Raw genomic sequence first — 22,733 nt, 5'->3', positions numbered from 1 at the left:
CGCCAGAGCGCCCAAGACCCCCTTGCCATCGAGCGCTATGCGTACCGAGAACTCCTGGCCTACCAGATCCTTGATCGGCAGGTTGGCCGTGACCGTTTCGGTGAGTGCCGGGCTGTCCGGAGTCTGTAGCTCGACCGTGTAGCAAAACAGCTGTCCCAGAGATTCGTGGCCTTGCAGGGATTTGAATTCCAATGCAGGAAGGCCCAAAAGACTGGGCATGGCCGGAGAATCTACTTGTATGGTGCGACTCATGCGGGGATCTATCCTTGAAAGGAGTTGAACCTGGTTACAAACCGGAGTCGTTGAAGTTACAAGGGAATGCTCTCGATAAGTGCTGTTGGCTTTGTCAAGTTTTGCAGATGCTCGGCGGAGTTAATAGCTTGCGCTGACTGAGCCTCTGTCTGAGATTGCACATTGCTATTCATGTGCAGCGGATGCCGCATGCATTTGCCTGCGCCCAGGTCTGCCTACCAGGGCAGGGCCTGGCGTATGCTGGCAATCTTGGCTGCTTGTTCGGGCGAGGACTGGCGTACGGTGTTCAAGGCCTGGCGTGCAAGCACGAAGAACAGCAGGACCATGCCAGAGAGCAAGGTGGTGACCATGGCGATAAAGGCTTTTTTGGGCTTGACCGCCTGTTCGGTCAAGGTGGGTGTCTGGGTCAGATCGTCCGTGCCCAACCCTGCCAGTTGCAGCTCCAGCTCTGCAATGCGGCGCTGACGGGCGCTGTTGGCGCCCAGCAGCTCGCCATACAGCCGGCTCGTGGCCTCGGTCACACGGCCCGACGCGAGCTGGGCCGCTGTTTCCTGCTCCAGCTGGCTGGCCTCGGCCAGGCGTTTTTTCTCACCTGTCAACTGGGCTTTGAGCTGGCTTTTCTCCAACCCCTTGGGGCGGGTCAACGGATACACCAGGGCCAGCAGGGCCTGATTGAGCTGTTGTGCGGCCTGGGGCGTGCTTGCACGCGTGATGATGGTCAGCAGCTTGTCCTGCTTGCCCACGTTGACCTGTAACTGCTTTTGCAATTCCTTGCGTGCTTGAGTGGGGCTGAGCTGGGCATCGAACCCGGCCTTCGGGAGCAACTGGTCCAGCACATCCGCCGATTGGGCCAGGCTGGCCACCAGGGGCGCGGTAAGCCTGGAGTTCGGGCGCTCAACGGAGAGCACGGAGGTGCTTTCAAAAGTCTGTGGCAATGCAAAGCCTATGCCGAAGGCAGCGAGGCCTGCGACGAGGGGGATGAAGACCAGCAGCTTCCAGTTCTCGGCCAGTGTGAGTAGAAAATCCAGGGCGTCGATTTCCAGGGCCTCGGCTGTGGCTGGCGTGGAGGATGGCTCGTGGGACGCATATGTATTGGTATTCATGGCATTCTCATTCACATCGTTTCAGGGCTTCTGATTCGACCCCTGACGGGCGCTGCCGCGCCTTGTGCTGGCTTGTGTGCTGGCGGGGCGAGGACCGCTTGACCTGGGGTGAGGCAGATGCTCGGTCCAGAGCCAGGCGGCATTGAGGGGCGTATGCCAGCTGCGCTCAGCTGGACATATTACTTGCCGTCGAGGGCTCCCTGGGCTTGTTCACGTACCAAAAGCATGGCATCACCATAGCTGAAGAAGCGGTACTCGTGCTCGATGGCATGGCGGTACAGCTGCATCACATGCTCGTAGCCTGCAAAAGCGCTGACCAGCATCATCAAGGTGCTCTTGGGCAGGTGGAAGTTGGTGAGCAGCACGTCTACCACCTGGAACGCAAAGCCCGGGGTGATGAAGATGCGCGTATCGCCTGTCATGGCGCCGCTTTGGGCCCAGGACTCCAGGGTTCTGACCGTGGTTGTGCCCACGGCGATCACGCGTCCGCCGCGCTGGCGGCAGCGCTCTAGTGCGGCCAGCGTGGGCAGGGGAATGTCGTACCACTCGCTGTGCATTTGATGCTCGGCAAGGTTTTCGGTCTTCACCGGCTGGAAGGTGCCCGCGCCCACATGCAGGGTGACGCTGGCGCTCTCCACGCCGCGTTCGGCCAGGCGCTGGAGCACGCCTTCATCGAAATGAAGGGCCGCTGTGGGCGCGGCCACGGCACCGGGGCGGTCAGCAAAGACGGTCTGGTAGCGTTCGCCGTCTTCGGCCGCATCGGGATCCTGGCCCGAGGCTTGTTTGCGTTCTATGTAGGGCGGTAGGGGCAGGTGGCCGAAGCGCTCCATGAGTTCGTGCGGGGTCTCGCCTTTCGCGCCTTCCAGCGCCAAGTGGAACAGGCTACCGTTCTCGTCAGGCCAGCGGCCCAGCAGCAGGGCATCGAAGCCGCCACGGTTTTTGCCTCCGCACAGGTGCAGGCGAGAGCCCGGCAGGGGCTTCTTGCTCACGCGCATATGGGCCACGACCTCGTTGCCGGCAAGCACGCGCTCCACGAGCAGCTCCAGCTTGCCCCCGCTGGCCTTTTCGCCGAACAGGCGGGCTTTGAGCACGCGGGTATTGTTGAACACCAACAGGTCGCCAGGCTCCAGCAGGTCAGGCAGCTCATGGAAGATGCGGTCCTTGGGAGAGGTGGTGCAGCCGTCAAGCAGGCGAGACGAGCTGCGCACCGGCGCCGGGTGCTGGGCGATCAAGGCCTCGGGAAGATCGAAATCAAAGTCGCTGAGCGAGAAAGCAGGAAAGAGGGCAGACATGCAATGCTTGAGGGCCGGACGGGCCCGTTCCAAGTTCTGGAGAAAAGATCGGGCTATTGTCGCAAACCCTGGGCAGGGTCTGCCAGGATGCGCCTGCGGCCGAGAGGGGTAGTGGAGTCAGCGAGCGCTCGCTTGCGGCAGGCGTGCAGCGCCCATCCACAGGGAATCAAGGTCCGCGAAGCTCCAGTTGGCCAGCTCCTCCCTGGCGACGATGCGGTCTTTGGTGCGGGGAGAGGACAGGTCCTCGATATAGGGCGCAATTCTTCGATGCTGCTCCAGGGAGTAAAACACCTTGACGCGAGGGGCGAGCAGGTTGTCGACCGAGGTGTCGACCACTACGGCCAAGTGTTGTGATTGCAGGCGTACCAGGGAGCCCAGGGGGTAAATGCCTACGGTCTGCACGAACTGCTCGAACAGCGCGCGGTCGAAATGCTGGGGGCACCACTGGGCCATGCGGTGCAGGGCCTCGGCCGGAGACCAGCCCTTCTTGTACGGCCGATCCGAGGTCACGGCGTCATAGACGTCGCAAATCGCAGCCATGCGCGCAAAAAGCCCGATCTCCTGTTGCTGCAGGCCATGAGGGTAGCCGGTGCCGTCGACTTTCTCATGGTGATGCAGGCAGGCATCGATGACTTGTTCATCCAGGCCCAGCGGGGTCAGCAGCTCGGCGCCATGGCGCGGGTGCTCGCGCATCAGCGCCCATTCCTCATCGTTCAGGGGCCCGGGCTTGTTGAGTACCTCCAGGGGGATGGCTGTCTTGCCCAGGTCGTGCATGAGGCCACTCAGGCCGGCCAGGCGCAGGCCTTGCTCGTCAAGCCCCATGCGCTTGGCCAGGCCGACCATGAGGGCGCATACGGCCAGGCTGTGCATATAGGTGTAGTCATCGGCGGTCTTGATGCGTGCCAGGCCGATCAGCGCATGCGGGTTGCGCGTGACCGAGGCCGTGACCTCTCCTACAAGATGGTTGGCGGCCTCGGCGTTCAGAGGCCGACCCAGGCGTGCGTCATCAAACATGCGGCTGAGCTGCTGGCGAGCTTGCATACAGGTCTTGGCGGCGCGCCGCAGCTCTTCGGCCAGGCCGTGGTGTCTGGGTTTTTGAGAGGAGGACGATTCGTTGGCCTGGCCCGACCCGAGGGACGAAGGCAGTACATCCAGGCCCTTGCCCACGTCGATCCAGACCTCCGTGATCTTGGAGGTGTGCAGGCGCTGTAGGTCGAGCTCGGAGTCCAGCAGGAAGCGCTTGCGCCAGAACGGATGTCCCATCCAGGGGCCACATAGCTCGTGCACAAACATGCCCAGGATGACCTGTTCGACAGGGATGCGTTTCAACATTGCGGCGAATGGAAATAACACAACAACATGTTTATCGGCATGCTAATGATTTCCTGAGGGGCCAAAGCTGGAAAGAGGCAGGGAAAAGCTGACCTCACATGAATGCCTGTATATGCATACACTATGCGCAAGCGCAGCAGCCCTCTATTTGCTCCCAGGAACCTCCATGCCATCTCCTGCTTCCAACGCCGCCACCGATTCCTCGCGCAATGCCAAGGCGCGCAAGGATGCGGCGGGTGTGCCTGCAGGAGTGGCCAGGCCGACGACGGCCAGAGCGGGAGGCAGCCCCGCGCAAAAGGCGCTGGAAAAGCTGGGCCTGGTCCGCGATATCGATCTGGCTCTGCACCTGCCGCTGCGCTATGAGGACGAGACGCGCATCACGCCGCTGAGAAATGCGCGCGAAGGCGATACCGTGCAGATCGAGGCCGTGGTCACCCATAGCGAGGTGCAGTTGCGCCCACGTCGCATGCTCAAGGTCACGGTCGATGACGGTACCGCAGACTGCGTGCTGACCTTCTTCAGCTTCTACCCCTCGCACCAGAAAACCCTGGCTGTGGGCGCCAGGCTGCGCATACGCGGCGAGGTCAAGGGCGGATTCTGGGGACGGCAGATGATGCATCCCACGTTTCGCACGGCTGGCGGAGAGCTGCCCACGGCCCTGACGCCCGTGTACCCGGCCACGGCCGGCCTGCCACAGGCCTACATACGCCGCGCCGTGGCCACGGCTATGCTCAAGGCCGATCTGTCCGAGACTCTGCCTGCGGGTGAACAGCCGCCCATGGCGCAGTTTCACCTAAAAAATGGCTTGCAGAGCTTGTTCAGCCTGCGCGATGCGCTCTCATTTTTGCATCATCCAACGCCGGATGTTGCTCTGGCCACGCTTGAGGACCACTCCCATCCGGCCTGGCAAAGGCTCAAGGCCGAGGAGCTGCTGGCCCAGCAACTGTCCCAATATGAGGCCAAGCGCGAACGTGCACGCCTGCGTGCCCCCGTGCTCCAGCCCAGGGCTGGGGGCCTGAATCTCAAGGGGCAGTTGCTGGCGGCTCTGCCCTTCGGTCTCACGGGAGCCCAGCAGCGCGTGGTGGCCGAGATCTGTGCCGACATGGAGCGCACCGCCCCCATGCACAGGCTGCTGCAGGGCGATGTGGGTTCGGGCAAGACCGTGGTTTCGGCCCTGGCCGCCGTGGCCTGCATAGAGGCCGGCTGGCAGTGCGCGCTCATGGCGCCCACGGAAATCCTGGCCGAGCAGCACTTTGGCAAGCTCGTGGGCTGGCTGGAGCCCTTGCTTGAACCTCTGGGCAAACGCGTGGCCTGGCTGGCCGGCGCGCAGAAGAAGAAGCAGCGCAGGGAAATGCTGGAGCTCATCGCCAGCGGCGAGGCCGCCCTGGTCATTGGTACACATGCGGTGATCCAGGAGCAGGTGGAGTTCAAGAACCTGGCGCTGGCCGTGATCGACGAGCAGCACCGCTTTGGCGTGGCCCAGCGCCTGGCGCTGAGGCAGAAGCTGGTGGCTGGTGCTGCCGCCGAGCCCTTTCCTGGCGAGCAGGCTTCGAAGGAGGCGGGGGCGCCGACGGTGCCCATGGAGCCGCATCTGCTGATGATGAGCGCCACGCCGATTCCGCGCACCCTGGCCATGAGCTATTACGCGGATCTCGACGTCTCCACCATCGACGAGCTGCCGCCGGGGCGCACGCCCATCGTCACCAAGCTGATCGCCGACAGCCGCAAGGACGAGGTCATAGAGCGCATAGGCGCTCAGGTCGAGGCCGGGCGCCAGGTCTATTGGGTCTGCCCCCTGATAGAGGAGAGCGAGGCGCTGGACCTGTCCAATGCCACGGCAACCCATGCCTATCTGAGCGAGATGCTGCCTGGCGTCATGGTCGGGCTTTTGCATTCGCGCATGGCCACGGCCGAGAAAAAGGCCGTGATGGAGCTGTTCTCTGCAGGCGTCATGGGCGTGCTGGTCTCGACCACGGTGATCGAGGTCGGAGTGGACGTGCCCAATGCCTCGCTCATGGTCATCGAGCATGCCGAGCGTTTTGGCCTGTCCCAACTGCACCAGCTGCGCGGCCGAGTGGGTCGGGGCGCTGCGGCGTCGGCCTGCGTGCTGCTGTATTCAGTAGGAGACAATGGGCGCCTGGGCGAGACTGCCAAGGACAGGCTGCGAGCCATGGCCGAGACCAATGACGGTTTCGAGATCGCGCGCCGCGACCTCGAGATCCGCGGACCTGGCGAATTCCTCGGGGCTCGCCAGTCGGGTGCGCCCATGCTGCGCTTTGCCGATCTGGAGCGCGACCTCTTGCTGCTTGACTGGGCGCGCGAACTCGCCCCGCGCATGCTGGAGCAGCAGCCCCGGCTGGCCCAGCAGCATGTGAGTCGCTGGCTGGGCGGCAAGGCCGAATTTCTCAAGGCCTGAAGCACCGGGTTTGCCTGGTTTTGGCGCTTTCTCCAGCTTTATGCAAAACGGCTGGCTCATAAAATCCAACTGTTTTGCGAATTTGCTAATGACTTATTTACATGTGCTTTACATGCTTTTGGGGAGGCGGTATCCGTCGGGTGTGGTTACTATTTTTGAAATGTGGAAAGGCAAAGGCCTGGCGGGATGAAAAATCCCTGGCAGATTTCGCAGCTGCGTATCTGTTATTTTTGTAACAAAGTCGTCTGAATTCATACTGCCATCTGACAAATTGGATTTGCATCAGGTGGCAAAATTTCGGACTTGGCCATTTATTTGCAGGATATTAGGCAGCAACTTCCATGACTCTGACGGAACTCAAGTACATCGTGGCCGTGGCGCGCGAAAAGCATTTCGGGCGTGCGGCCGAGGCCTGTTATGTGTCTCAGCCCACGCTGTCCGTGGCCATCAAGAAGCTCGAGGAAGAACTGGATCTCAAGCTGTTCGAGCGCAGCGCCGGCGAGGTGTCGGTCACTTCCCTGGGCGAGCAAATCATTCGTCAGGCGCAAAGCGTGCTTGAGCAGGCGGCCGAGATCAAGGAGATCGCCAAGCGTGGCAAGGACCCTTTATCGGGGGTGCTGACGCTGGGCGTGATCTACACCATAGGGCCCTATCTGCTGCCCGATCTGGTGCGCAACTCCATCATGAGCACGCCACAAATGCCGCTCATGCTGCAGGAAAATTTCACGGTCAAGCTGCTGGAGATGTTGCGCACGGGCGAGATCGACTGTGCCATCGTGGCCGAGCCCTTTCCCGACACCGGCCTGGCCCTGGCCCCGCTGTATGACGAGCCGTTCATGGCCGCCGTTCCCAGCAGCCATCCCCTGGCGCAAAAGTCCAGCGTCTCGACGGCGGATATGCGCAACGAGACCATGCTGCTGCTGGGAGCGGGTCATTGCTTTCGGGATCACGTGCTTGAGGTCTGTCCCGAATTTGCGCGCTATGCGAGCAATGCCGAGGGCATACGCCGCACCTTTGAAGGCTCTTCGCTGGAGACCATCAAGCACATGGTGGCTGCAGGCATGGGTGTGACCCTGGTGCCGAGGCTGTCCGTGCCGGCCGATGCGCTGGAGACCACCGAGCGTCGGCGCAAGACCGACGAGCCGCATATCCGCTACCTCCCCATCGTGGAGGAAGACGGCACGGCCCCGCCTACGCGCCGCGTGGTCCTGGCTTGGCGCCGCAGCTTTACGCGCTACGAGGCCATTGCCGCCTTGCGCAACGCGGTCTATGCCTGTGAGTTGCCCGGCGTCTCGCGCCTGTCCTGAGAGCATGGGCAGGCTGTGAGTGCGCAACCGGGTTGGCTTCGAGTTCACCAGCAAGCCTGCCAGACCATGGGTCTGGCAGGCTTTTGTGCATGAACCTGGCAAAGCCGGAATGCGCGCTTGTCGACAACACATGACTCTTTTTTTGCATGCTCTGGAACTGGATTGATGCCCATGCGGCCTGGGCCGGCCTGTGCCTGGTTCTGCTGGGCGGCATGGGACTCGCGCTCTATCTGCGCTCTTCATCTGCACCAGCGTTTGCTCCCATGCCAAGGCCGGCGCGTCATATCCTGGCCTTGCTGGGCCTGCTGGCCGGCCTGGGTCTGGCCCTGATGGCGCAGGACATGCTGTGCCTGAGCCAGGCCGGGGGCTGTGCGGCCCGCGTGGACTGGCTGAGGTTCGATGCCTGGGTCTTGCAGCAGTTGGGGCCCTATGGGCAAGAAGGCTGGCTGGCCCCCGTGGTCTGGCTCACCCAGCTCGGCCATGTGGTCTGGATGAGCGTTTTGTCGGCCATTGTGCTGCTGGTGCTCGGCTGGCGGCGCGACTGGCTGCGGGCAGGGGCCTGGGTGCTGGGATCAGCCGGCGTGGGGTTGTGGATTCGCGCCATCAAGCATGCGGTTGGCCGGCCGCGCCCGGCGGACGGCCTGGTCAGTGAAGGCGGCTTCAGCTTTCCCAGCGGCCACAGTGCAGGCACGCTGGTGCTGTACTGCATGCTGGCCTGGCTGTTGCTGCCGCATCTGCCCCGGGCTTGGCGCCGGCCGCTGCTGTTGCTGGGGCTGGTTGTGGCCCTGGGCGTGGGCGCGAGTCGTGTGCTGCTGCGCGTGCATTTCGCCAGCGATGTCCTGGCCGGCTGGCTGCTGGGGCTGGCCTGGATGGCCTTGGTCATGGGTGCTGCCGAATGGGCCAATGCCCGAGGCCGGCAGCCTGGGGTCCCCGCCTGAGCGTTTGCCGGGCCATGAGTCCAGCGGCGACAATGGACTTTTGTGAAATCCCCCGGGCCTTGTCATCATGTCCAGCACCTCGCCTTCGCTGCCCGCGCAGCCGCGCAGCCGCCTCTCGCTTTATCTCGACCTGATCCGTTTCAACCGGCCTGCGGGCTGGCTGGTGCTGGTCTGGCCCACGCTGGTGGCGCTGTGGGTGGCGGCCGATGGCTTTCCGGGCTGGCATTTGCTGACCGTGTTTGTGCTGGGCACGGTGTTGATGCGCAGCGCGGGCTGCTGCATCAACGATATTGCGGACCGCGATTTCGACAAGCATGTGAAGCGCACCACGCAGCGCCCCATCACCAGCGGCCTGGTCAGCGTCAAGGAGGCGGCCCTGGTGGGGCTGGTGCTGACCCTGGTGTCCTTTGGGCTGGTGCTTTCCACACGCTGGGAGGCCGTGGCCTGGTCGGTGCCGGCCGTGCTGTTCACCATCCTCTACCCATTCACCAAGCGCTTTTTCTCCATGCCCCAGGCCTTTCTGGGCATTGCCTTCAACTTCGGCATCGTCATCGCCTTTGCGGCCGTCATCGGCACGGTGCCGGCCACGGCCTGGGTGCTGTGGTTGGCCAATATGTTCCTGGTGCTGGCCTATGACACCGAATACGCGATGGTGGATCGCGACGACGACCTCAAGATCGGCATGAAGACCTCGGCCATCACGCTGGGCCGTTTTGATGTGGCCGGCATCATGGCCTTTTTTGTGCTGTGCTGGGCGCTCATCGCCTGGGTGCTGACGCCTTTGCAACTGGGCTGGCCCTTCTGGCTGGGCATGGCCGTGGCCGCAGCGCAGATTGCCTGGCATTTCACGCTGATTCGCCACCGCACGCGCGAGGGCTGTTTTGTGGCCTTCAGCAAAAGCCACTGGATTGGCGCCGCCATTTTTGCCGGCGTGGCTGTGGGCTATGGTTTGAAGTGATGCGGTGAGGCGCTATGCGTCTTTTTCATCGGGGGCGACGGTTGCAGTCTGCAGAGCTTCTTGCTGGCCGTCTCGCGGTTTTTCTCCGCCGCATGCTGAGCCCTCTTTCGCGAGAGACACCGCGCAAGGGCCGCCCCGCCGCGCTGGTGTCGTCCCCTTGCCCGAAGAGAGCGGGAGAAGGCGCGTAGCGTCTCAGGGGCGTGTCTTTATTTCCCGAATTCCGCCGCCAGCTCCTTGGCCCGGCTTTCGGCATTGCGCATGGCCTGCACAAAATGCTCGGGCACCTGGGTGGCCTGCATATGGGTGATGGCGGCATGGGTGGTGCCGCCCTTGCTGGTGACGCGCTCGCGCAGCACGCTGGCGGGTTCGTCGGAGCGGGCCGCCAGTTCCGATGCGCCCTGGAAGGTGGCTACGGCCAACTGGTAGGCCTGGGCCTGAGGCAAGCCCATGTCCACGCCGGCCTGGGTCATGGCTTCGAGGAACAGAAACACATAGGCCGGTCCTGAGCCGGACAAGGCGGTCACGGCGTCCAGCTGGTCTTCCTTTTCGACCCAGACATGCTGGCCCGTGCTTGCGATCACGCTCTCGATCAAGGTCTTGCCGGCGGCATCGACTTCGGGGCGTGCGAACAGGCCGGTCATGCCCTTGCCTACCAGGGCCGGGGTATTGGGCATGGCACGCACGATGCGGCCCGTGCCTGTCCACTGGGCAATGCTGTGCGTGGTGATGCCGGCAGCCACGCTCAAATGCAGGGCCTCGCGCGTATGCGGGGCCACGGCCTGAGCGGCCTGTTTGAAGGTCTGGGGCTTGACGGCCCAGACCACGGTGCGGGCCGCGGCCAGTTCGGCGCCAGCCTGGGCCAGGGCCGTGATGCCGAAGTTCTTGTGCAGGGCTTCGCGCGCAGCCTCGAAAGGCTCGACGACCACGATGCGCCCGGCGCTCAGGCCCTGGGCGATCAGGCCGCCGATGATGGCGCTGGCCATGTTGCCGCCGCCGATGAAGGCGATCGAGTCCAGCGGGGTGGATGAGGAAGAGGTCGTCATGGTGCTTGGCGAAAGGAGAGGAAGGGTGATGAAGGCATGCTCTTTTTAAAAGAGCTGGTACCGCATTGTTTACGGCGTTTTCATTGCTGTTGAATGCTGAATCCCTTGCTGGAGTGGCGCTACCAGCTATTGTTTTTGTAGTTCCGCGCACATCCCTATGGAATTTTGCTCACAGCCCATGCATAAGTGGTCAACAGCATTTTCCAAATGTTTTCCACAGGATTTTCTTCAGGGAATCCACAGGATTTGCTCAGGTCTCAAGTGTTGCCTGCGCCACCGCATGCTCCCAGCGTGCCATCAGCTCCTCGGCGCGGTGCCGGTCCATGGTGGGGACAAAGCGGCGCTCGGCCTGCCACAGCGCGGACAGCTCTTGGGTGCTCTGGTAGACGCCGGTGGACAGGCCGGCCAGATAGGCTGCGCCCAGGGCGGTGGTTTCCACGCAGGCCGGGCGCACCACGGGAATGCCCAGCAGATCGGCCTGGAACTGCATCAGCAGATTGTTCACGCAGGCGCCGCCGTCCACACGCAGCTCGCTGACGGCTGCGCCGCCGTTGGCCACGGCGTCGCGGCTCATGGCCAGCAGCAGGGCCGCGCTCTGGTAGGCGATGGATTCCAGCGCCGCGCGGGCGATATGGGCCATGGTGGTGCCACGGGTGAGGCCGGTGATGGTGCCGCGGGCATCGGGCTTCCAGTAAGGGGCGCCCAGACCGGTGAAGGCGGGTACCAGCATCACGCCGCCGCTGTCGGGCACGGATTCCGCCAGCTGCTGCACCTGGCCGCTGTGCTCGATGGCGCGCAGGCCGTCGCGCAGCCACTGCACCACGGCGCCGCCGACGAAGACGCTGCCTTCCAGAGCGAACTGGGGTGTGACTGTGGCCTGGGCGGCGCTGGTGGTCAGCAGGCCATTGGCGGATTGCTGAAAGTTGCCACCGGTATGCATCAACATGAAGCAGCCCGTGCCATAGGTGTTCTTGGCCATGCCGGCGGAGAAACAGGCTTGGCCGAAGAGGGCGCTTTGCTGGTCGCCGGCCACGCCGCCGATGGCGATCTCGCCGCCCAGCACATCGGCTGCGGTGCGACCAAAGTCGGCGGCCGAGGGCAGGACTTCGGGCAGCAGGCTTTGGGGAATGTGCAGGGCGGCCAGCAGCTCCTCGTCCCACTGGTTGGTGTGGACGTTGAACAGCATGGTGCGGCTGGCATTGCTGACATCGGTGACATGGCGACCTGTGCCTGATGCGCCGCCGGTGAGCTGCCAGACCAGCCAGCTGTCCACGGTGCCAAAGGCCAGATCACCAGCCTCGGCCGCGGCGCGGGCGCCGGGCACATGGTCCAGCAGCCACTGCAGCTTGCTGCCGGAGAAATAGGCGTCGATCAGCAGACCGGTTTTTTGCTGAATGCTCTCGGCCATGCCGGCCTCGCGCAGGGCTGCGCAGATGGGCTCGGCGCGTCTGTCCTGCCAGACGATGGCATGGTGGATGGGCTGGCCGGTCTTGCGACTCCACACCACCGTGGTTTCGCGCTGGTTGGTAATGCCCACGGCGCGGATGTCGCGGGCCGTGAGCCCGGCCTTGGCCAGGGCTTCTTTGGCGGTGCTCAGCTGGGTGCGCCAGATTTCGCGCGGGTCATGTTCCACCCAGCCCGGACGCGGATAGATCTGGGGCAGCTCCAGCTGGGCCGAGGCCACCAGGCGGCCCTGGGCGTCAAACACAATGGAGCGGGAGCTGGAAGTGCCCTGGTCCAGGGCAAGCAGATAGGTCGTCATGATGTGGTGGGTTCAAAGCGGTGCCAAAGGCAGTACGAAGCGGGCCATCTGTGCCTGTTCGCTCCAGCCCTGCTTGGTGTAGAAGCCGCGTTCATAGGAGCTGCGCTGGCGGTTGTTGACCAGCCAGATGCGCAGGCAGTCGCGTTCGCGCGCGGCCTGCACGGCTGCGGCCAGCAAGCCGTGGCCCAGTCCCAGGCTGCGTGCGGACTCGGCCACGAACAGCTCGCTCAGGTACGCCTCCCAGCCCTGGATGATGGCGGTGGGTAGCCAGTGCACGGCGCAATAGCCGCAAAGGCCCTGGTCTGCATGCTCTGCAACGAGCAGCAGGCTGCGATCGGCTGCGGATTCGATGAGCGAGCGCACATGGGCGGTTGCCTGCGCGGGCGTGGTGGCCTCGTACACGCCGAACCAGCCTATGCCGGCCAGCAGGGCGGCTATGGCCGGGGCGTCGGCGCTGCGGGCGGGGCGTATCTGGTGCATTCGGGGCAATCGGCGATCAATCGGCAATTACGCACTGCACCTCGGCCTCGCGCAGCAAGGCATCGAAAGGCGCGGGCGGAGCCGCATCCGTGAACAGGCGATGGATCTGGTTGAGGCGCGCGAGCTCGACCATGGCCTGGCGCTGGAACTTGCTGCGATCAGCGGCCAGCCAGACCTCGCGCGACTGGGAGATGATGGTCTGAGCGACCTTGACCTCGCGCATGTCGAAGTCTCGCAGGCTGCCGTCGGGCTCGATCGCCGAGATGCCGATCAAGGCAATGTCCACCTTGAACTGGCGTATGAAGTCCACCGCCGCCTCGCCCACGATGCCACGGTCGCGCGTGCGCACCACGCCGCCGGCGACGATGACCTCGCAGTCGGCATTGCTGCTGAGGATGGCCGCCACATTGAGATTGTTGGTGATCACGCGCAGGCCCCGGTGCTTGAGCAAGGCCTGGGCCACGGCCTCGGTGGTCGTGCCTATGTTCAGGATCAGCGAGCAGCCGTTGGGAATCGCATCGGCGACGGCGCGCGCAATGCGTGCCTTGCCGGCCGCGTGCAGCACCTGGCGCTGGGTGTGGCCCAGGTTTTCCACGGTGGCGCTGGGGACGCGCACGCCGCCATGAAAGCGCACCAGCAGGCCGGCATCGGCCATCTTCTGTATGTCGCGGCGCACGGTTTGCAGCGTGACGCCCAGGATGTCGGCCAGCTGTTCCACGCTCGCGGATTGGCGGTTGCGGACCTCGTCGAGCAGTTGCAGTTGTCGGGGATTGGTGTTCACGGGCATTCCATCAAAACAAGAGCGGTCGGAGCATGAGCACGCCACAGGAACGTGCTGGGCATCAATCTCCTCGGCGCCACGACCGTGCTTGGCAGGATGAGGCGGTATCGGACGACTTTGTGGCGTGAAAGCTTACATGGACCTGAGTCCGGGTTGCGATCCCATTGCTTCAAACTCATCCCGGCGGCTCGGCAAGGCTCGGCGCGAGCGCGCCGAAGGAGATCGTGGGCATGCTCTGGGCGCGTCCGGTTATAGCGCATTTGCCGCATCAGATCGGGCAGCAAACTGGGTTGATGCATGAAATCGAAAGAAAAGGAACTGTTTTTCGGGGTGCAAGCAAGGGCCAGCGCGAAGAAATCGCCTGATTTCGCTCCAACCCTTCGGGCCAGTGCCTTTGCGGGCGCGCCGCGAGGTGATCGTGAACACGCGCTATGGGTGGCTGTCACTCTTCTTTGAGTAGGGGTGCGGCTGCTGCGATGCTCGCAGTCCAGTGGGGCGGAAGTTACTGATCGAAAAATATCGAAGAAAAAAATACAAAAACGAGCGAGAATATGAGGCGCGGCGGTTGCCGCCAAATTTTTTGCTTTTGCTTCAAGATCCATGTCTCAAGCCGCCTGCCCGTTGCCGACTTCCCGCTCCAGCCTGCTGGAGCGCCTGGCCCAGCCCCAAACCTATGATCTGGCCGTGATTGGCGGCGGTGCCACGGGCCTGGGCGTGGCCCTGGATGCTGCGGCACGCGGCTTCAAGGTGGTGCTGGTCGAGTCGCATGACTTTGCCAAGGGCACTTCCTCGCGTGCCACCAAGCTGGTGCATGGCGGGGTGCGCTATCTGGCCCAGGGCAATATCGCCCTGGTGCGCGAGGCCTTGCACGAGCGTACGACCCTGCTGCACAACGCCCCCCACCTGGCCCAGCCCTTGGCGTTTGTGATGCCTTCATACAAGCTGCTGGATACGCCGTTCTATGGCATCGGCCTCAAGATGTACGACGCCCTGGCCGGCAAGGCGGGCCTGGGCGCCACCGAATTCCTGTCGCGCGCGAGGACTGTGGAATGCCTGCCCACGGTGCGCGAGCAGGGCCTGAAGGGCGGCGTCAAATACTGGGATGGTCAGTTCGACGATGCACGCCTTGCGCTGGCGCTGGCGCGCACGGCGGCACAAAAAGGCGCTTTGCTGCTCAATTACTGCCCGGCCCGGGAGCTGATCTATGAAGACGGGCGTGTGGCCGGGCTGTTTTGCGAGGATGCGGAGACCGGCGCACGCTACGAGGTGCGCGCCCAGTGCGTGGTCAATGCCACAGGTCCCTGGGTGGATGTGTTTCGCGAGCAGGATGCCAGGGCCCAGGGGCGGCCGGCCAGGCCCATGGTCGCGCCCAGCCAGGGCGTGCATGTGGTCGTGGATCGGGAGTTTCTGCCCTCCAAGCATGCGCTGCTGGTGCCCAAGACCGCCGATGGCCGTGTGCTGTTTGCCGTGCCCTGGCTGGGCAAGCTCATCCTGGGTACCACGGATACGCCGCGTCACGATCTGGCGCGCGAGCCCCTTCCTTTTCCTGAGGAGCTGGACTTCATCCTCACCGAGGCCGGTCGCTATCTGAGTCGCCAGCCCACGCTGGCCGATGTGCGCAGCATGTGGGTGGGGCTGCGCCCCCTGGTCAAGCCCCAGGACGACGATGGCGAGAACACCAAGAAGATCAGCCGCGAGCACACGGTGATGTCCAGCCGCACGGGGCTGGTTACGGTCACGGGGGGTAAATGGACGACCTATCGCGCCATGGCCGAAGACGTGCTTGCCGAGTGCTTCTCCATCGGCCGCCTGCCGCGCCGCCAGGCAGGGGTGACCGTGCATCTGCCTCTGGTGGGCGCTGGCGGCGGGGTGGCGCGCGGCCTGGACCAGGCCCAGGGCCTGCATTCCTATGGAACGGAAGCTGGCTGCGTTGCAGAGTTGCCAGGCGGCGAGCGGTGGCTGAGCGAAAGCTTGAGTGAGGCCATGGTGCGTTTCGCGGCACGCCATGAATATGCGCGCACCGTGGAGGATGTGCTCGCGCGTCGCAGTCGCCTGCTGTTCCTGGATGCGCGCCTGGCAGCCGAACTTGCGCCGCGTGTGGCCGAGATTCTTGAACAGGAGCTGGGGCACGACGCCAGGCTGGCTGAATTCCAGGCCCTGGCGGTCCAGTATCTGCCGTTGCAGGTTTGAGCGGCACTGGTGGTGCAAAGGCTTTGATAGCTGCCTGCACCCGCTCTGTCTCGAAAAATGATGCCTATCTTATTGAAACCTAAGACAGACAGGCGCTTTTTGCTTGTAAATTGATAGCGCTATCTGCGATGCCTCAGGGTCGAGTCCGGTGCATGCTGGACACGTCTGGAAAAAGAGGGCTAAGCATTTGACATGCAATGGATTTTGCGCGACAATCTTCTGCTTCACGTATAAAAGCGTGAATTTTCTGCCCAGTGGACGCGTTGAAAAATGGTTTTTGACGTGGACGACGGGCCCAAGACTGACTGGCTGCTAGATCAGCCCTTGAGAAGACTCTGGGGCTGTCGAGCGTTGCTGGAGCAAGTTGGGAATATTTGAAATGATCCAAACAGAATCTCGTTTAGAGGTTGCCGACAACACCGGCGCGAAGTCTGTCCAGTGCATCAAGGTGCTGGGCGGCTCTCATCGCCGTTACGCAAGTGTTGGCGACATCATCAAGGTGAGCGTCAAGGAAGCCGCTCCGCGTGGCCGCGTCAAAAAAGGCGAGGTCTACAGCGCTGTGGTGGTGCGCACCGCCAAGGGCATCCGTCGTGCAGACGGTTCGCTCGTGAAGTTCGACGGCAATGCCGCCGTGCTGCTGAACGCCAAGCTGGAGCCTATCGGCACCCGCATCTTTGGCCCCGTGACTCGTGAACTGCGTACCGAAAAGTTCATGAAGATCGTGTCCCTGGCTCCTGAAGTTCTCTAAGGAAAGCACACCATGAACAAGATTCGCAAGGGCGACGAAGTCATCGTGCTGACCGGCCGTGACAAAGGCAAGCGTGGCGTGGTTGCACTGCGCAAGGATGACACCCACGTGGTCGTGGAAGGCATCAACCTGGTGAAGAAGCACGTCAAGCCCAACCCCATGAAGGGTACCACCGGCGGCATCGTGGAAAAGGCCATGCCTATCCACCAGTCCAACGTGGCAGTCTTCAATGCGGCTACCGGCAAGGGCGAGCGCGTGAGCGTCAAGGTGAATGCCGACGGCAAGCGTGTCCGCGTGTTCAAAGACGGCACTGAAGTCAAGAGCGCCTGAGGAGTAACACATGGCACGTCTGCAAAAACTCTATCGTGAAAAGATCGCGGCTGAACTGAAGGAAAAGTTCGGCTACAAGTCCGTCATGGAAGTGCCTCGTCTGAGCAAGATCACCCTGAACATGGGTGTGAGCGAAGCCGTCGCCGACAAGAAGGTGATGGACAACGCCGTGGCTGACCTGACCAAGATCGCAGGTCAGAAGCCCGTGGTGACCAAGGCCAAGAAGGCCATCGCTGGTTTCAAGATCCGCGAAGGTCAGGCCATCGGCTGCATGGTGACCCTGCGTGGCGTTCAGATGTATGAATTCCTGGACCGTTTCGTCACCGTGGCTCTGCCCCGTGTGCGTGACTTCCGTGGTATTTCGGGTCGTTCGTTCGACGGCCGCGGCAACTACAACGTCGGTGTCAAGGAACAGATCATCTTCCCCGAAGTCGAGTACGACAAGGTGGATGCCCTGCGCGGTCTGAACATCAGCATCACAACCACGGCCAAGACTGACGACGAGTGCAAGGCACTGCTCGCAGCCTTCCGTTTCCCCTTCAAGAACTGAGGTGGCACATGGCTAAGAAAGCTTTGATCGAGCGCGAACTCAAGCGCGAAAAGCTGGCAGCTAAGTACGCTGCCAAGTACGCAGAACTGAAGGCTATCGCCGGTGATGCCAAGCGCACCGACGAAGAGCGCGATGCCGCCCGCCTGGGCCTGCAAAAGCTGCCCCGCAACGCCAACCCCACTCGCCAGCGCAACCGCTGCGAGATCACGGGCCGTCCGCGTGGCACCTTCCGTCAATTCGGTCTGGGTCGCGCCAAGATCCGTGAAATGGCCTTTGCTGGTGACATCCCCGGTGTCACCAAGGCCAGCTGGTAAGCAAGCAGGAGAGATGAAACATGAGCATGAGTGATCCCATCGCTGACTTGCTGACCCGCATCCGTAACGCACAAATGGTCGCCAAGGCCACCGTGTCGGCACCTGCCTCCAAGGTCAAGGTTGCCATCGCGCAGGTGCTGAAGGACGAAGGCTACATCGACGGTTTTGAAATCAAGACCGAAGACGGCAAGGCCGAGCTGCAAATCACCCTGAAGTACTACGCCGGTCGTCCCGTGATCGAGCGCATCGAGCGCGTGAGCCGTCCCGGCCTGCGCGTGTACAAGGGCCGCAACGCCATTCCTCAGGTCCAGAACGGCCTGGGCGTGGCCATCGTCACCACTCCCAAGGGCGTGATGACCGATCGCAAGGCGCGTGCTACCGGTGTCGGTGGCGAAGTGCTGTGCTATGTGGCCTAAGACATTGAAGGAGAAATACTGAAATGTCTCGCGTAGCAAAAGCCAATGTGACCATCCCCGCAGGTGTGGATGTGTCCTTCAACGGTAGCCAGGTCAATGTCAAGGGTTCGGGCGGTGCGCTGTCCCTGAACCAGAATGCCCTGGTGAAGATTTCCAACAACGAAGGCAAGCTGTCCTTCGAGCCCGTGAATGATTCGCGCGAAGCCAATGCCATGAGCGGCACCATGCGTCAGCTGGTGAACAACATGGTGGTGGGCGTGAGCAAGGGCTTCGAGAAGAAGCTGAACCTGGTCGGCGTGGGTTTCAAGGCTTCGGCCTCGGGCGCCAAGCTGAACCTGGCCATCGGTTTTTCTCACCCCGTCAACTTCGAGATGCCTGCCGGCATCACGGTGGCCTGCCCCTCCGCGACCGAGATCGTGATCAAGGGTGCCGACCGCCAGGCCGTTGGCCAACTGGCCGCTGAGATCCGCGCCGTTCGTCCTCCCGAGCCCTACAAGGGCAAGGGCATCCGTTACTCGGATGAGAAGGTCGTGATCAAAGAGACCAAGAAGAAGTAAGGAGCTGCATTATGTTGACCAAGAAAGAGCAGCGTCTGCGTCGTGCCCGCCAGACCCGTATCCGCATTGCCCAGCAAGGCGTGGCGCGTCTGAGCGTGAACCGCACCAACCTCCACATCTACGCCAGCGTGTTTTCGGAAGACGGCACCAAGGTGCTGGCTACCGCCTCGACGGCAGAAGCCGAAGTGCGTGCCCAACTGGGCGCTGCAGGCAAGGGCGGCAATGCCGCTGCTGCTGCACTGATCGGCAAGCGCATTGCCGAGAGGGCCAAGGCCGCCGGCGTCGAGAAAGTGGCTTTCGATCGCGCTGGTTTCGCATACCACGGCCGCGTGAAGGCTTTGGCAGAAGCCGCCCGTGAAGCGGGCCTGCAGTTCTAAGCGGAGCGGATAGAAATGGCAAAGTTTTCCCCCAAGGTGCAAGACGAAGGTCGTGACGACGGTCTGCGCGAAAAAATGATCGCGGTCAACCGCGTCACCAAGGTTGTGAAGGGTGGCCGTATCCTCGGCTTCGCTGCACTGACCGTGGTTGGCGACGGTGATGGTCGCGTTGGCATGGGCAAGGGCAAGTCCAAGGAAGTGCCTGCCGCCGTGCAAAAAGCGATGGAAGAATCCCGTCGCAACATGATCAAGGTGTCCCTGAAGAACGGCACGATCCATCACACCGTGATGGGTCAGCACGGTGCAGCATCGGTGATGCTCAACCCCGCTCCCAAGGGTACCGGCATCATCGCTGGCGGCCCCATGCGCGCTGTCTTCGAAGTGCTGGGCATCACCGACATCGTGGCCAAGAGCCATGGCTCGTCGAATCCCTATAACATGGTCCGCGCGACTTTTGACGCCTTGAAGAACTCCACGACCCCTGCGGAAGTGGCGGCCAAGCGTGGCAAGTCGGTCGAAGACATCTTCGCGGCCTGATCGGAGTCAAGCACATGACAACGCAACAAACCGTCAAGGTGCAGCTGGTGCGCAGCCCCATCGGCACCAAGGAATCGCACCGCGCCACCATTCGTGGCCTGGGCCTGCGCAAGCTCAATAGCGTGAGCGAGCTCAAGGACACGCCCGAAGTGCGCGGCATGATCAACAAAATCGCCTACTTGGTGAAGGTTCTCTGAAAGGGTTGATGATGGAACTCAATAGCATCAAGCCTGCCGCAGGTGCCAAGCACGCCAAGCGTCGCGTGGGCCGTGGTATCGGCTCTGGCCTGGGCAAGACCGCTGGTCGTGGCCACAAGGGTCAGAAGTCGCGTTCGGGCGGCTATCACAAGGTGGGTTTCGAAGGCGGTCAAATGCCTTTGCAGCGCCGTCTGCCCAAGCGCGGCTTCAAGTCGCATCTGCTGAAGTTCAATGCAGAAGTGACTCTGACGGCTCTGGACCAACTCGGTCTGGCCGAAGTCGATCTGGCAGCCCTGAAGCAAGCAGGTCTGGTTGGTGAAATCGCCAAGGTGGTCAAGATCATCAAGAGCGGTGAAATCAGCAAGGCTGTGAAGCTCAACGGCATCGGCGCTACCGCCGGCGCCAAGGCCGCAATCGAAGCTGCCGGTGGCAGCATCGCCTGATTAAAGTTCTGAAAGAAGACATCCGTGGCTACTAGCGCAGCTCAAATTGCAAAAACTGGAAAATTCGGCGATTTGCGTCGCCGGCTGGTTTTTCTGTTGCTCGCGCTGGTCGTGTACCGCATCGGGGCGCATATCCCCGTGCCGGGCATCGATCCAGCGCAGCTGCAGCAGCTGTTCAATGGCCAGCAGGGCGGTATTCTCAATCTGTTCAACATGTTCTCGGGTGGGGCGCTGTCGCGCTTCACGGTGTTCGCACTGGGGATCATGCCGTACATCTCGGCATCGATCATCATGCAGCTCATGACCTATGTGGTCCCTACATTCGAGCAGCTGAAAAAAGAAGGTGAATCGGGTCGTCGCAAGATTACCCAGTACACCCGCTACGGCACTTTGGGCCTGGCGATTTTTCAGTCCCTGGGAATTGCCGTGGCACTGGAAAGCTCGGCAGGCCTGGTTCTGAGCCCGGGTTTTGGCTTCCGCCTCACGGCGGTGGTCAGCCTCACGGCCGGCACCATGTTCCTGATGTGGCTGGGTGAGCAGATCACGGAACGTGGTCTGGGCAACGGCATCTCCATTCTGATTTTTGCTGGTATCGCCGCAGGCCTGCCCAGCTCTATCGGTGGGTTGCTGGAGCTGGTACGCACCGGTGCCATGAGCATCGTGGCCGCGATCTTCATTGTTCTCGTGGTGGCAGCCGTGACGTATTTCGTCGTGTTTGTCGAACGCGGGCAGCGAAAGATCCTGGTGAACTATGCGCGTCGTCAGGTGGGTAACAAGGTATATGGTGGTCAGTCCTCGCACTTGCCGCTGAAGCTGAACATGGCCGGGGTCATTCCTCCCATCTTTGCTTCATCCATCATCTTGCTGCCTGCGACCGTGGTGAATTGGTTCAGTGCAGGAGAGTCGATGCGCTGGTTGAAGGACATTGCTGGCACGCTGACACCTGGTCAGCCCATCTATGTAATGCTCTACGCCGCTGCCATCATCTTCTTTTGCTTCTTCTACACGGCCCTGGTGTTCAACAGCCGGGAGACTGCCGACAATCTGAAGAAGAGCGGCGCCTTCATCCCCGGGATTCGTCCTGGCGAGCAGACGGCACGCTACATTGACAAGATTCTGGTTCGCCTGACCCTGGCTGGCGCGGTGTATATCACCTTTGTGTGTCTGCTGCCCGAGTTCCTGATCCTGAAGTACAACGTGCCGTTTTACTTCGGTGGTACATCGCTGCTGATTATTGTGGTGGTGACCATGGACTTCATGGCTCAGGTGCAGAACTACATGATGTCGCAGCAGTACGAGTCGCTCCTCAAAAAGGCGAACTTCAAGGCGACACTGAATTGAGCTTGTAACGATGCCTGGCAGCTTGGCCGCCAGGCGTCGGTGAACAGAAGTTAGTAGATACCATTCGATCTGCACGGGACAAGGTCCAAAGCGCAGATCACAACGGATGTAAGAGTTTTAGGAGAATGAAATGAGAGTTTCGGCTTCGGTCAAAAAAATCTGCCGTAACTGCAAGATCATCCGCCGCAAAGGTGTTGTGCGCGTGATCTGCACGGACCAGCGCCATAAGCAGCGCCAGGGTTGATAGAAAGTTTGAGGACGAATAATGGCACGTATAGCTGGCATTAACATCCCGCCGCATCAGCACGCTGAAATCGGCCTGACCGCAATTTACGGTATTGGTCGTACGACAGCTCGCAAGATCTGCGAAGCATGCGGCATTGCATATTCCAAGAAGGTCAAGGAATTGACCGATGGCGATCTCGAGAAGATCCGCGAACAGCTGTCTTCCCTGACGCTGGAAGGCGATCTGCGTCGTGAAACCACGATGAACATCAAGCGCTTGATGGACATCGGTTGCTACCGCGGCTTCCGCCATCGTCGCGGCCTGCCCATGCGCGGTCAACGCACCCGCACGAATGCCCGTACCCGCAAGGGTCCGCGCAAGGGTGCAGCGACTCTGAAGAAGTAAAGGGATTGAGAGATCACTATGGCTAAGTCTCCTGCAAACAACGCAGCACAGCGCGTGCGCAAGAAGGTCCGCAAGAACATTTCGGACGGTATTGCTCACGTGCATGCTTCGTTCAACAACACGATCATCACCATTACCGACCGTCAAGGTAACTCCTTGTCGTGGGCTTCGTCGGGCGGTCAGGGCTTCAAGGGCTCGCGCAAGTCGACTCCCTTTGCTGCTCAGGTGGCTTCGGAAGTGGCTGGTCGTGCCGCCATGGAACAGGGCATCAAGAACCTGGACGTGGAAATCAAGGGCCCCGGTCCTGGCCGCGAATCCTCGGTTCGCGCCCTGGGTGCCCTGGGCATCCGCATCACCTCCATCTCGGACGTGACGCCGGTTCCCCACAACGGCTGCCGCCCTCAAAAGCGCCGTCGTATTTAATCTCTAATCAAGCCC

Annotated in this window: 27 protein-coding genes and 1 pseudogene; 19 read left to right on the top strand and 9 right to left on the bottom strand. The window is 62.0% G+C overall.

What is annotated here, in order from left to right; translation table 11 throughout:
- The 4 genes from G486_RS0114220 to G486_RS0114205 all read right to left on the bottom strand — a co-directional run.
- Positions 1-252 (bottom strand): hypothetical protein (locus G486_RS0114220; RefSeq protein WP_211233788.1); only part of this gene is annotated, 252 nt, incomplete at its 3' end.
- 215 nt (positions 253-467) lie between these two features.
- Positions 468-1,355: a Wzz/FepE/Etk N-terminal domain-containing protein gene (locus G486_RS0114215; protein WP_051303526.1), complete on the bottom strand. Its 888-nt coding sequence runs from the start codon at positions 1,353-1,355 to the stop codon at positions 468-470.
- A 179-nt stretch (positions 1,356-1,534) separates the two neighbouring features.
- Entirely contained in the window at positions 1,535-2,647 is a 1,113-nt protein-coding gene (gene queA / locus G486_RS0114210; RefSeq protein WP_027016144.1) for a tRNA preQ1(34) S-adenosylmethionine ribosyltransferase-isomerase QueA, read from the bottom strand.
- Between the two features lie 117 nt (positions 2,648-2,764).
- The gene (locus G486_RS0114205; RefSeq protein WP_027016143.1) at positions 2,765-3,979 is read right to left on the bottom strand and encodes an HD-GYP domain-containing protein; all 1,215 of its coding nucleotides are present in this window, start codon (positions 3,977-3,979) and stop codon (positions 2,765-2,767) included.
- Positions 3,980-4,145: 166 nt separating this feature from the next.
- Here G486_RS0114205 and recG point away from each other — a divergent pair, with 166 nt between their 5' ends.
- From recG to ubiA, 4 genes are all read left to right on the top strand, one after another.
- Positions 4,146-6,395, top strand: a complete 2,250-nt coding sequence (gene recG / locus G486_RS0114200; RefSeq protein ID WP_084455288.1) for an ATP-dependent DNA helicase RecG — start codon at positions 4,146-4,148, stop codon at positions 6,393-6,395.
- Between the two features lie 341 nt (positions 6,396-6,736).
- Positions 6,737-7,702 (top strand): LysR substrate-binding domain-containing protein, encoded by a 966-nt coding sequence (locus tag G486_RS0114195; RefSeq protein WP_027016141.1) that lies wholly within the window; start codon positions 6,737-6,739, stop codon positions 7,700-7,702.
- Between the two features lie 146 nt (positions 7,703-7,848).
- Positions 7,849-8,640, top strand: a complete 792-nt coding sequence (locus G486_RS0114190; RefSeq protein ID WP_027016140.1) for a phosphatase PAP2 family protein — start codon at positions 7,849-7,851, stop codon at positions 8,638-8,640.
- 67 nt (positions 8,641-8,707) lie between these two features.
- Positions 8,708-9,598, top strand: a complete 891-nt coding sequence (ubiA, locus tag G486_RS0114185) for a 4-hydroxybenzoate octaprenyltransferase (protein WP_034387769.1) — start codon at positions 8,708-8,710, stop codon at positions 9,596-9,598.
- A gap of 206 nt (positions 9,599-9,804) precedes the next feature.
- Here the strand turns inward: ubiA and proC are convergent, their stop codons facing one another.
- The 5 genes and pseudogenes from proC to G486_RS24050 all read right to left on the bottom strand — a co-directional run bounded on the left by proC (position 9,805) and on the right by G486_RS24050 (position 14,266).
- Positions 9,805-10,641 (bottom strand): pyrroline-5-carboxylate reductase, encoded by an 837-nt coding sequence (gene proC, locus G486_RS0114180; RefSeq protein ID WP_027016138.1) that lies wholly within the window; start codon positions 10,639-10,641, stop codon positions 9,805-9,807.
- Between the two features lie 325 nt (positions 10,642-10,966).
- Positions 10,967-12,403, bottom strand: a pseudogene (gene glpK / locus G486_RS0114175) (glycerol kinase GlpK); the annotation flags it as partial.
- A 12-nt stretch (positions 12,404-12,415) separates the two neighbouring features.
- The gene (locus G486_RS0114170) at positions 12,416-12,883 is read right to left on the bottom strand and encodes a GNAT family N-acetyltransferase (protein WP_034387766.1); all 468 of its coding nucleotides are present in this window, start codon (positions 12,881-12,883) and stop codon (positions 12,416-12,418) included.
- A gap of 16 nt (positions 12,884-12,899) precedes the next feature.
- Positions 12,900-13,664, bottom strand: coding sequence for a DeoR/GlpR family DNA-binding transcription regulator (locus tag G486_RS0114165; protein WP_027016135.1), 765 nt, complete (start codon positions 13,662-13,664; stop codon positions 12,900-12,902).
- Positions 13,661-14,266 carry a hypothetical protein gene (locus G486_RS24050; RefSeq protein WP_156920035.1) on the bottom strand — a complete coding sequence of 202 codons (606 nt, stop codon included), beginning with the start codon at positions 14,264-14,266 and terminating at the stop codon, positions 13,661-13,663. Before G486_RS24050 ends, G486_RS0114165 begins: the two co-directional genes overlap by 4 nt.
- Between G486_RS24050 and G486_RS0114160 the strand changes: the two genes are divergently transcribed.
- The 15 genes from G486_RS0114160 to rpsK all read left to right on the top strand — a co-directional run bounded on the left by G486_RS0114160 (position 14,265) and on the right by rpsK (position 22,718).
- Positions 14,265-15,854 (top strand): glycerol-3-phosphate dehydrogenase/oxidase, encoded by a 1,590-nt coding sequence (locus G486_RS0114160; protein ID WP_027016134.1) that lies wholly within the window; start codon positions 14,265-14,267, stop codon positions 15,852-15,854. The two genes, G486_RS24050 and G486_RS0114160, sit on opposite strands and share 2 nt — an antisense overlap.
- Positions 15,855-16,233: 379 nt before the next feature.
- Positions 16,234-16,602 (top strand): 50S ribosomal protein L14, encoded by a 369-nt coding sequence (gene rplN / locus G486_RS0114155; protein ID WP_027016133.1) that lies wholly within the window; start codon positions 16,234-16,236, stop codon positions 16,600-16,602.
- A 12-nt stretch (positions 16,603-16,614) separates the two neighbouring features.
- Positions 16,615-16,932: a 50S ribosomal protein L24 gene (gene rplX, locus G486_RS0114150; protein ID WP_027016132.1), complete on the top strand. Its 318-nt coding sequence runs from the start codon at positions 16,615-16,617 to the stop codon at positions 16,930-16,932.
- Positions 16,933-16,942: 10 nt separating this feature from the next.
- On the top strand, positions 16,943-17,482 hold the full coding sequence (gene rplE, locus G486_RS0114145; protein WP_027016131.1) for a 50S ribosomal protein L5: 540 nt from the start codon (positions 16,943-16,945) through the stop codon (positions 17,480-17,482).
- 8 nt (positions 17,483-17,490) lie between these two features.
- Positions 17,491-17,796, top strand: a complete 306-nt coding sequence (gene rpsN, locus G486_RS0114140; RefSeq protein WP_027016130.1) for a 30S ribosomal protein S14 — start codon at positions 17,491-17,493, stop codon at positions 17,794-17,796.
- 20 nt (positions 17,797-17,816) lie between these two features.
- Positions 17,817-18,212 carry a 30S ribosomal protein S8 gene (gene rpsH, locus G486_RS0114135; RefSeq protein ID WP_027016129.1) on the top strand — a complete coding sequence of 132 codons (396 nt, stop codon included), beginning with the start codon at positions 17,817-17,819 and terminating at the stop codon, positions 18,210-18,212.
- A gap of 23 nt (positions 18,213-18,235) precedes the next feature.
- On the top strand, positions 18,236-18,769 hold the full coding sequence (rplF, locus tag G486_RS0114130; protein ID WP_027016128.1) for a 50S ribosomal protein L6: 534 nt from the start codon (positions 18,236-18,238) through the stop codon (positions 18,767-18,769).
- An 11-nt stretch (positions 18,770-18,780) separates the two neighbouring features.
- Complete coding sequence (rplR, locus tag G486_RS0114125; protein ID WP_034387763.1) at positions 18,781-19,146, top strand: 50S ribosomal protein L18; 366 nt, start codon at positions 18,781-18,783, stop codon at positions 19,144-19,146.
- Between the two features lie 15 nt (positions 19,147-19,161).
- Positions 19,162-19,683 (top strand): 30S ribosomal protein S5, encoded by a 522-nt coding sequence (rpsE, locus tag G486_RS0114120; protein WP_034387760.1) that lies wholly within the window; start codon positions 19,162-19,164, stop codon positions 19,681-19,683.
- 14 nt (positions 19,684-19,697) lie between these two features.
- Positions 19,698-19,880: a 50S ribosomal protein L30 gene (gene rpmD / locus G486_RS0114115; protein WP_027016125.1), complete on the top strand. Its 183-nt coding sequence runs from the start codon at positions 19,698-19,700 to the stop codon at positions 19,878-19,880.
- Positions 19,881-19,891: 11 nt separating this feature from the next.
- Positions 19,892-20,323, top strand: a complete 432-nt coding sequence (rplO, locus tag G486_RS0114110; RefSeq protein WP_027016124.1) for a 50S ribosomal protein L15 — start codon at positions 19,892-19,894, stop codon at positions 20,321-20,323.
- A gap of 24 nt (positions 20,324-20,347) precedes the next feature.
- Positions 20,348-21,664 (top strand): preprotein translocase subunit SecY, encoded by a 1,317-nt coding sequence (secY, locus tag G486_RS0114105; RefSeq protein WP_027016123.1) that lies wholly within the window; start codon positions 20,348-20,350, stop codon positions 21,662-21,664.
- A gap of 130 nt (positions 21,665-21,794) precedes the next feature.
- Positions 21,795-21,908: a 50S ribosomal protein L36 gene (gene rpmJ / locus G486_RS23615; RefSeq protein ID WP_003050535.1), complete on the top strand. Its 114-nt coding sequence runs from the start codon at positions 21,795-21,797 to the stop codon at positions 21,906-21,908.
- A 21-nt stretch (positions 21,909-21,929) separates the two neighbouring features.
- Entirely contained in the window at positions 21,930-22,295 is a 366-nt protein-coding gene (rpsM, locus tag G486_RS0114100) for a 30S ribosomal protein S13 (RefSeq protein WP_027016122.1), read from the top strand.
- 18 nt (positions 22,296-22,313) lie between these two features.
- Positions 22,314-22,718 carry a 30S ribosomal protein S11 gene (gene rpsK, locus G486_RS0114095; RefSeq protein ID WP_027016121.1) on the top strand — a complete coding sequence of 135 codons (405 nt, stop codon included), beginning with the start codon at positions 22,314-22,316 and terminating at the stop codon, positions 22,716-22,718.
- Positions 22,719-22,733: the final 15 nt, after the last annotated feature.

This window comes from Comamonas composti DSM 21721 (assembly GCF_000429845.1).
Lineage (GTDB): Bacteria > Pseudomonadota > Gammaproteobacteria > Burkholderiales > Burkholderiaceae_C > Comamonas > Comamonas composti.
Note: the sequence above shows the minus strand (reverse complement) of the source record. Positions and strands in the feature narration are given on the sequence as shown.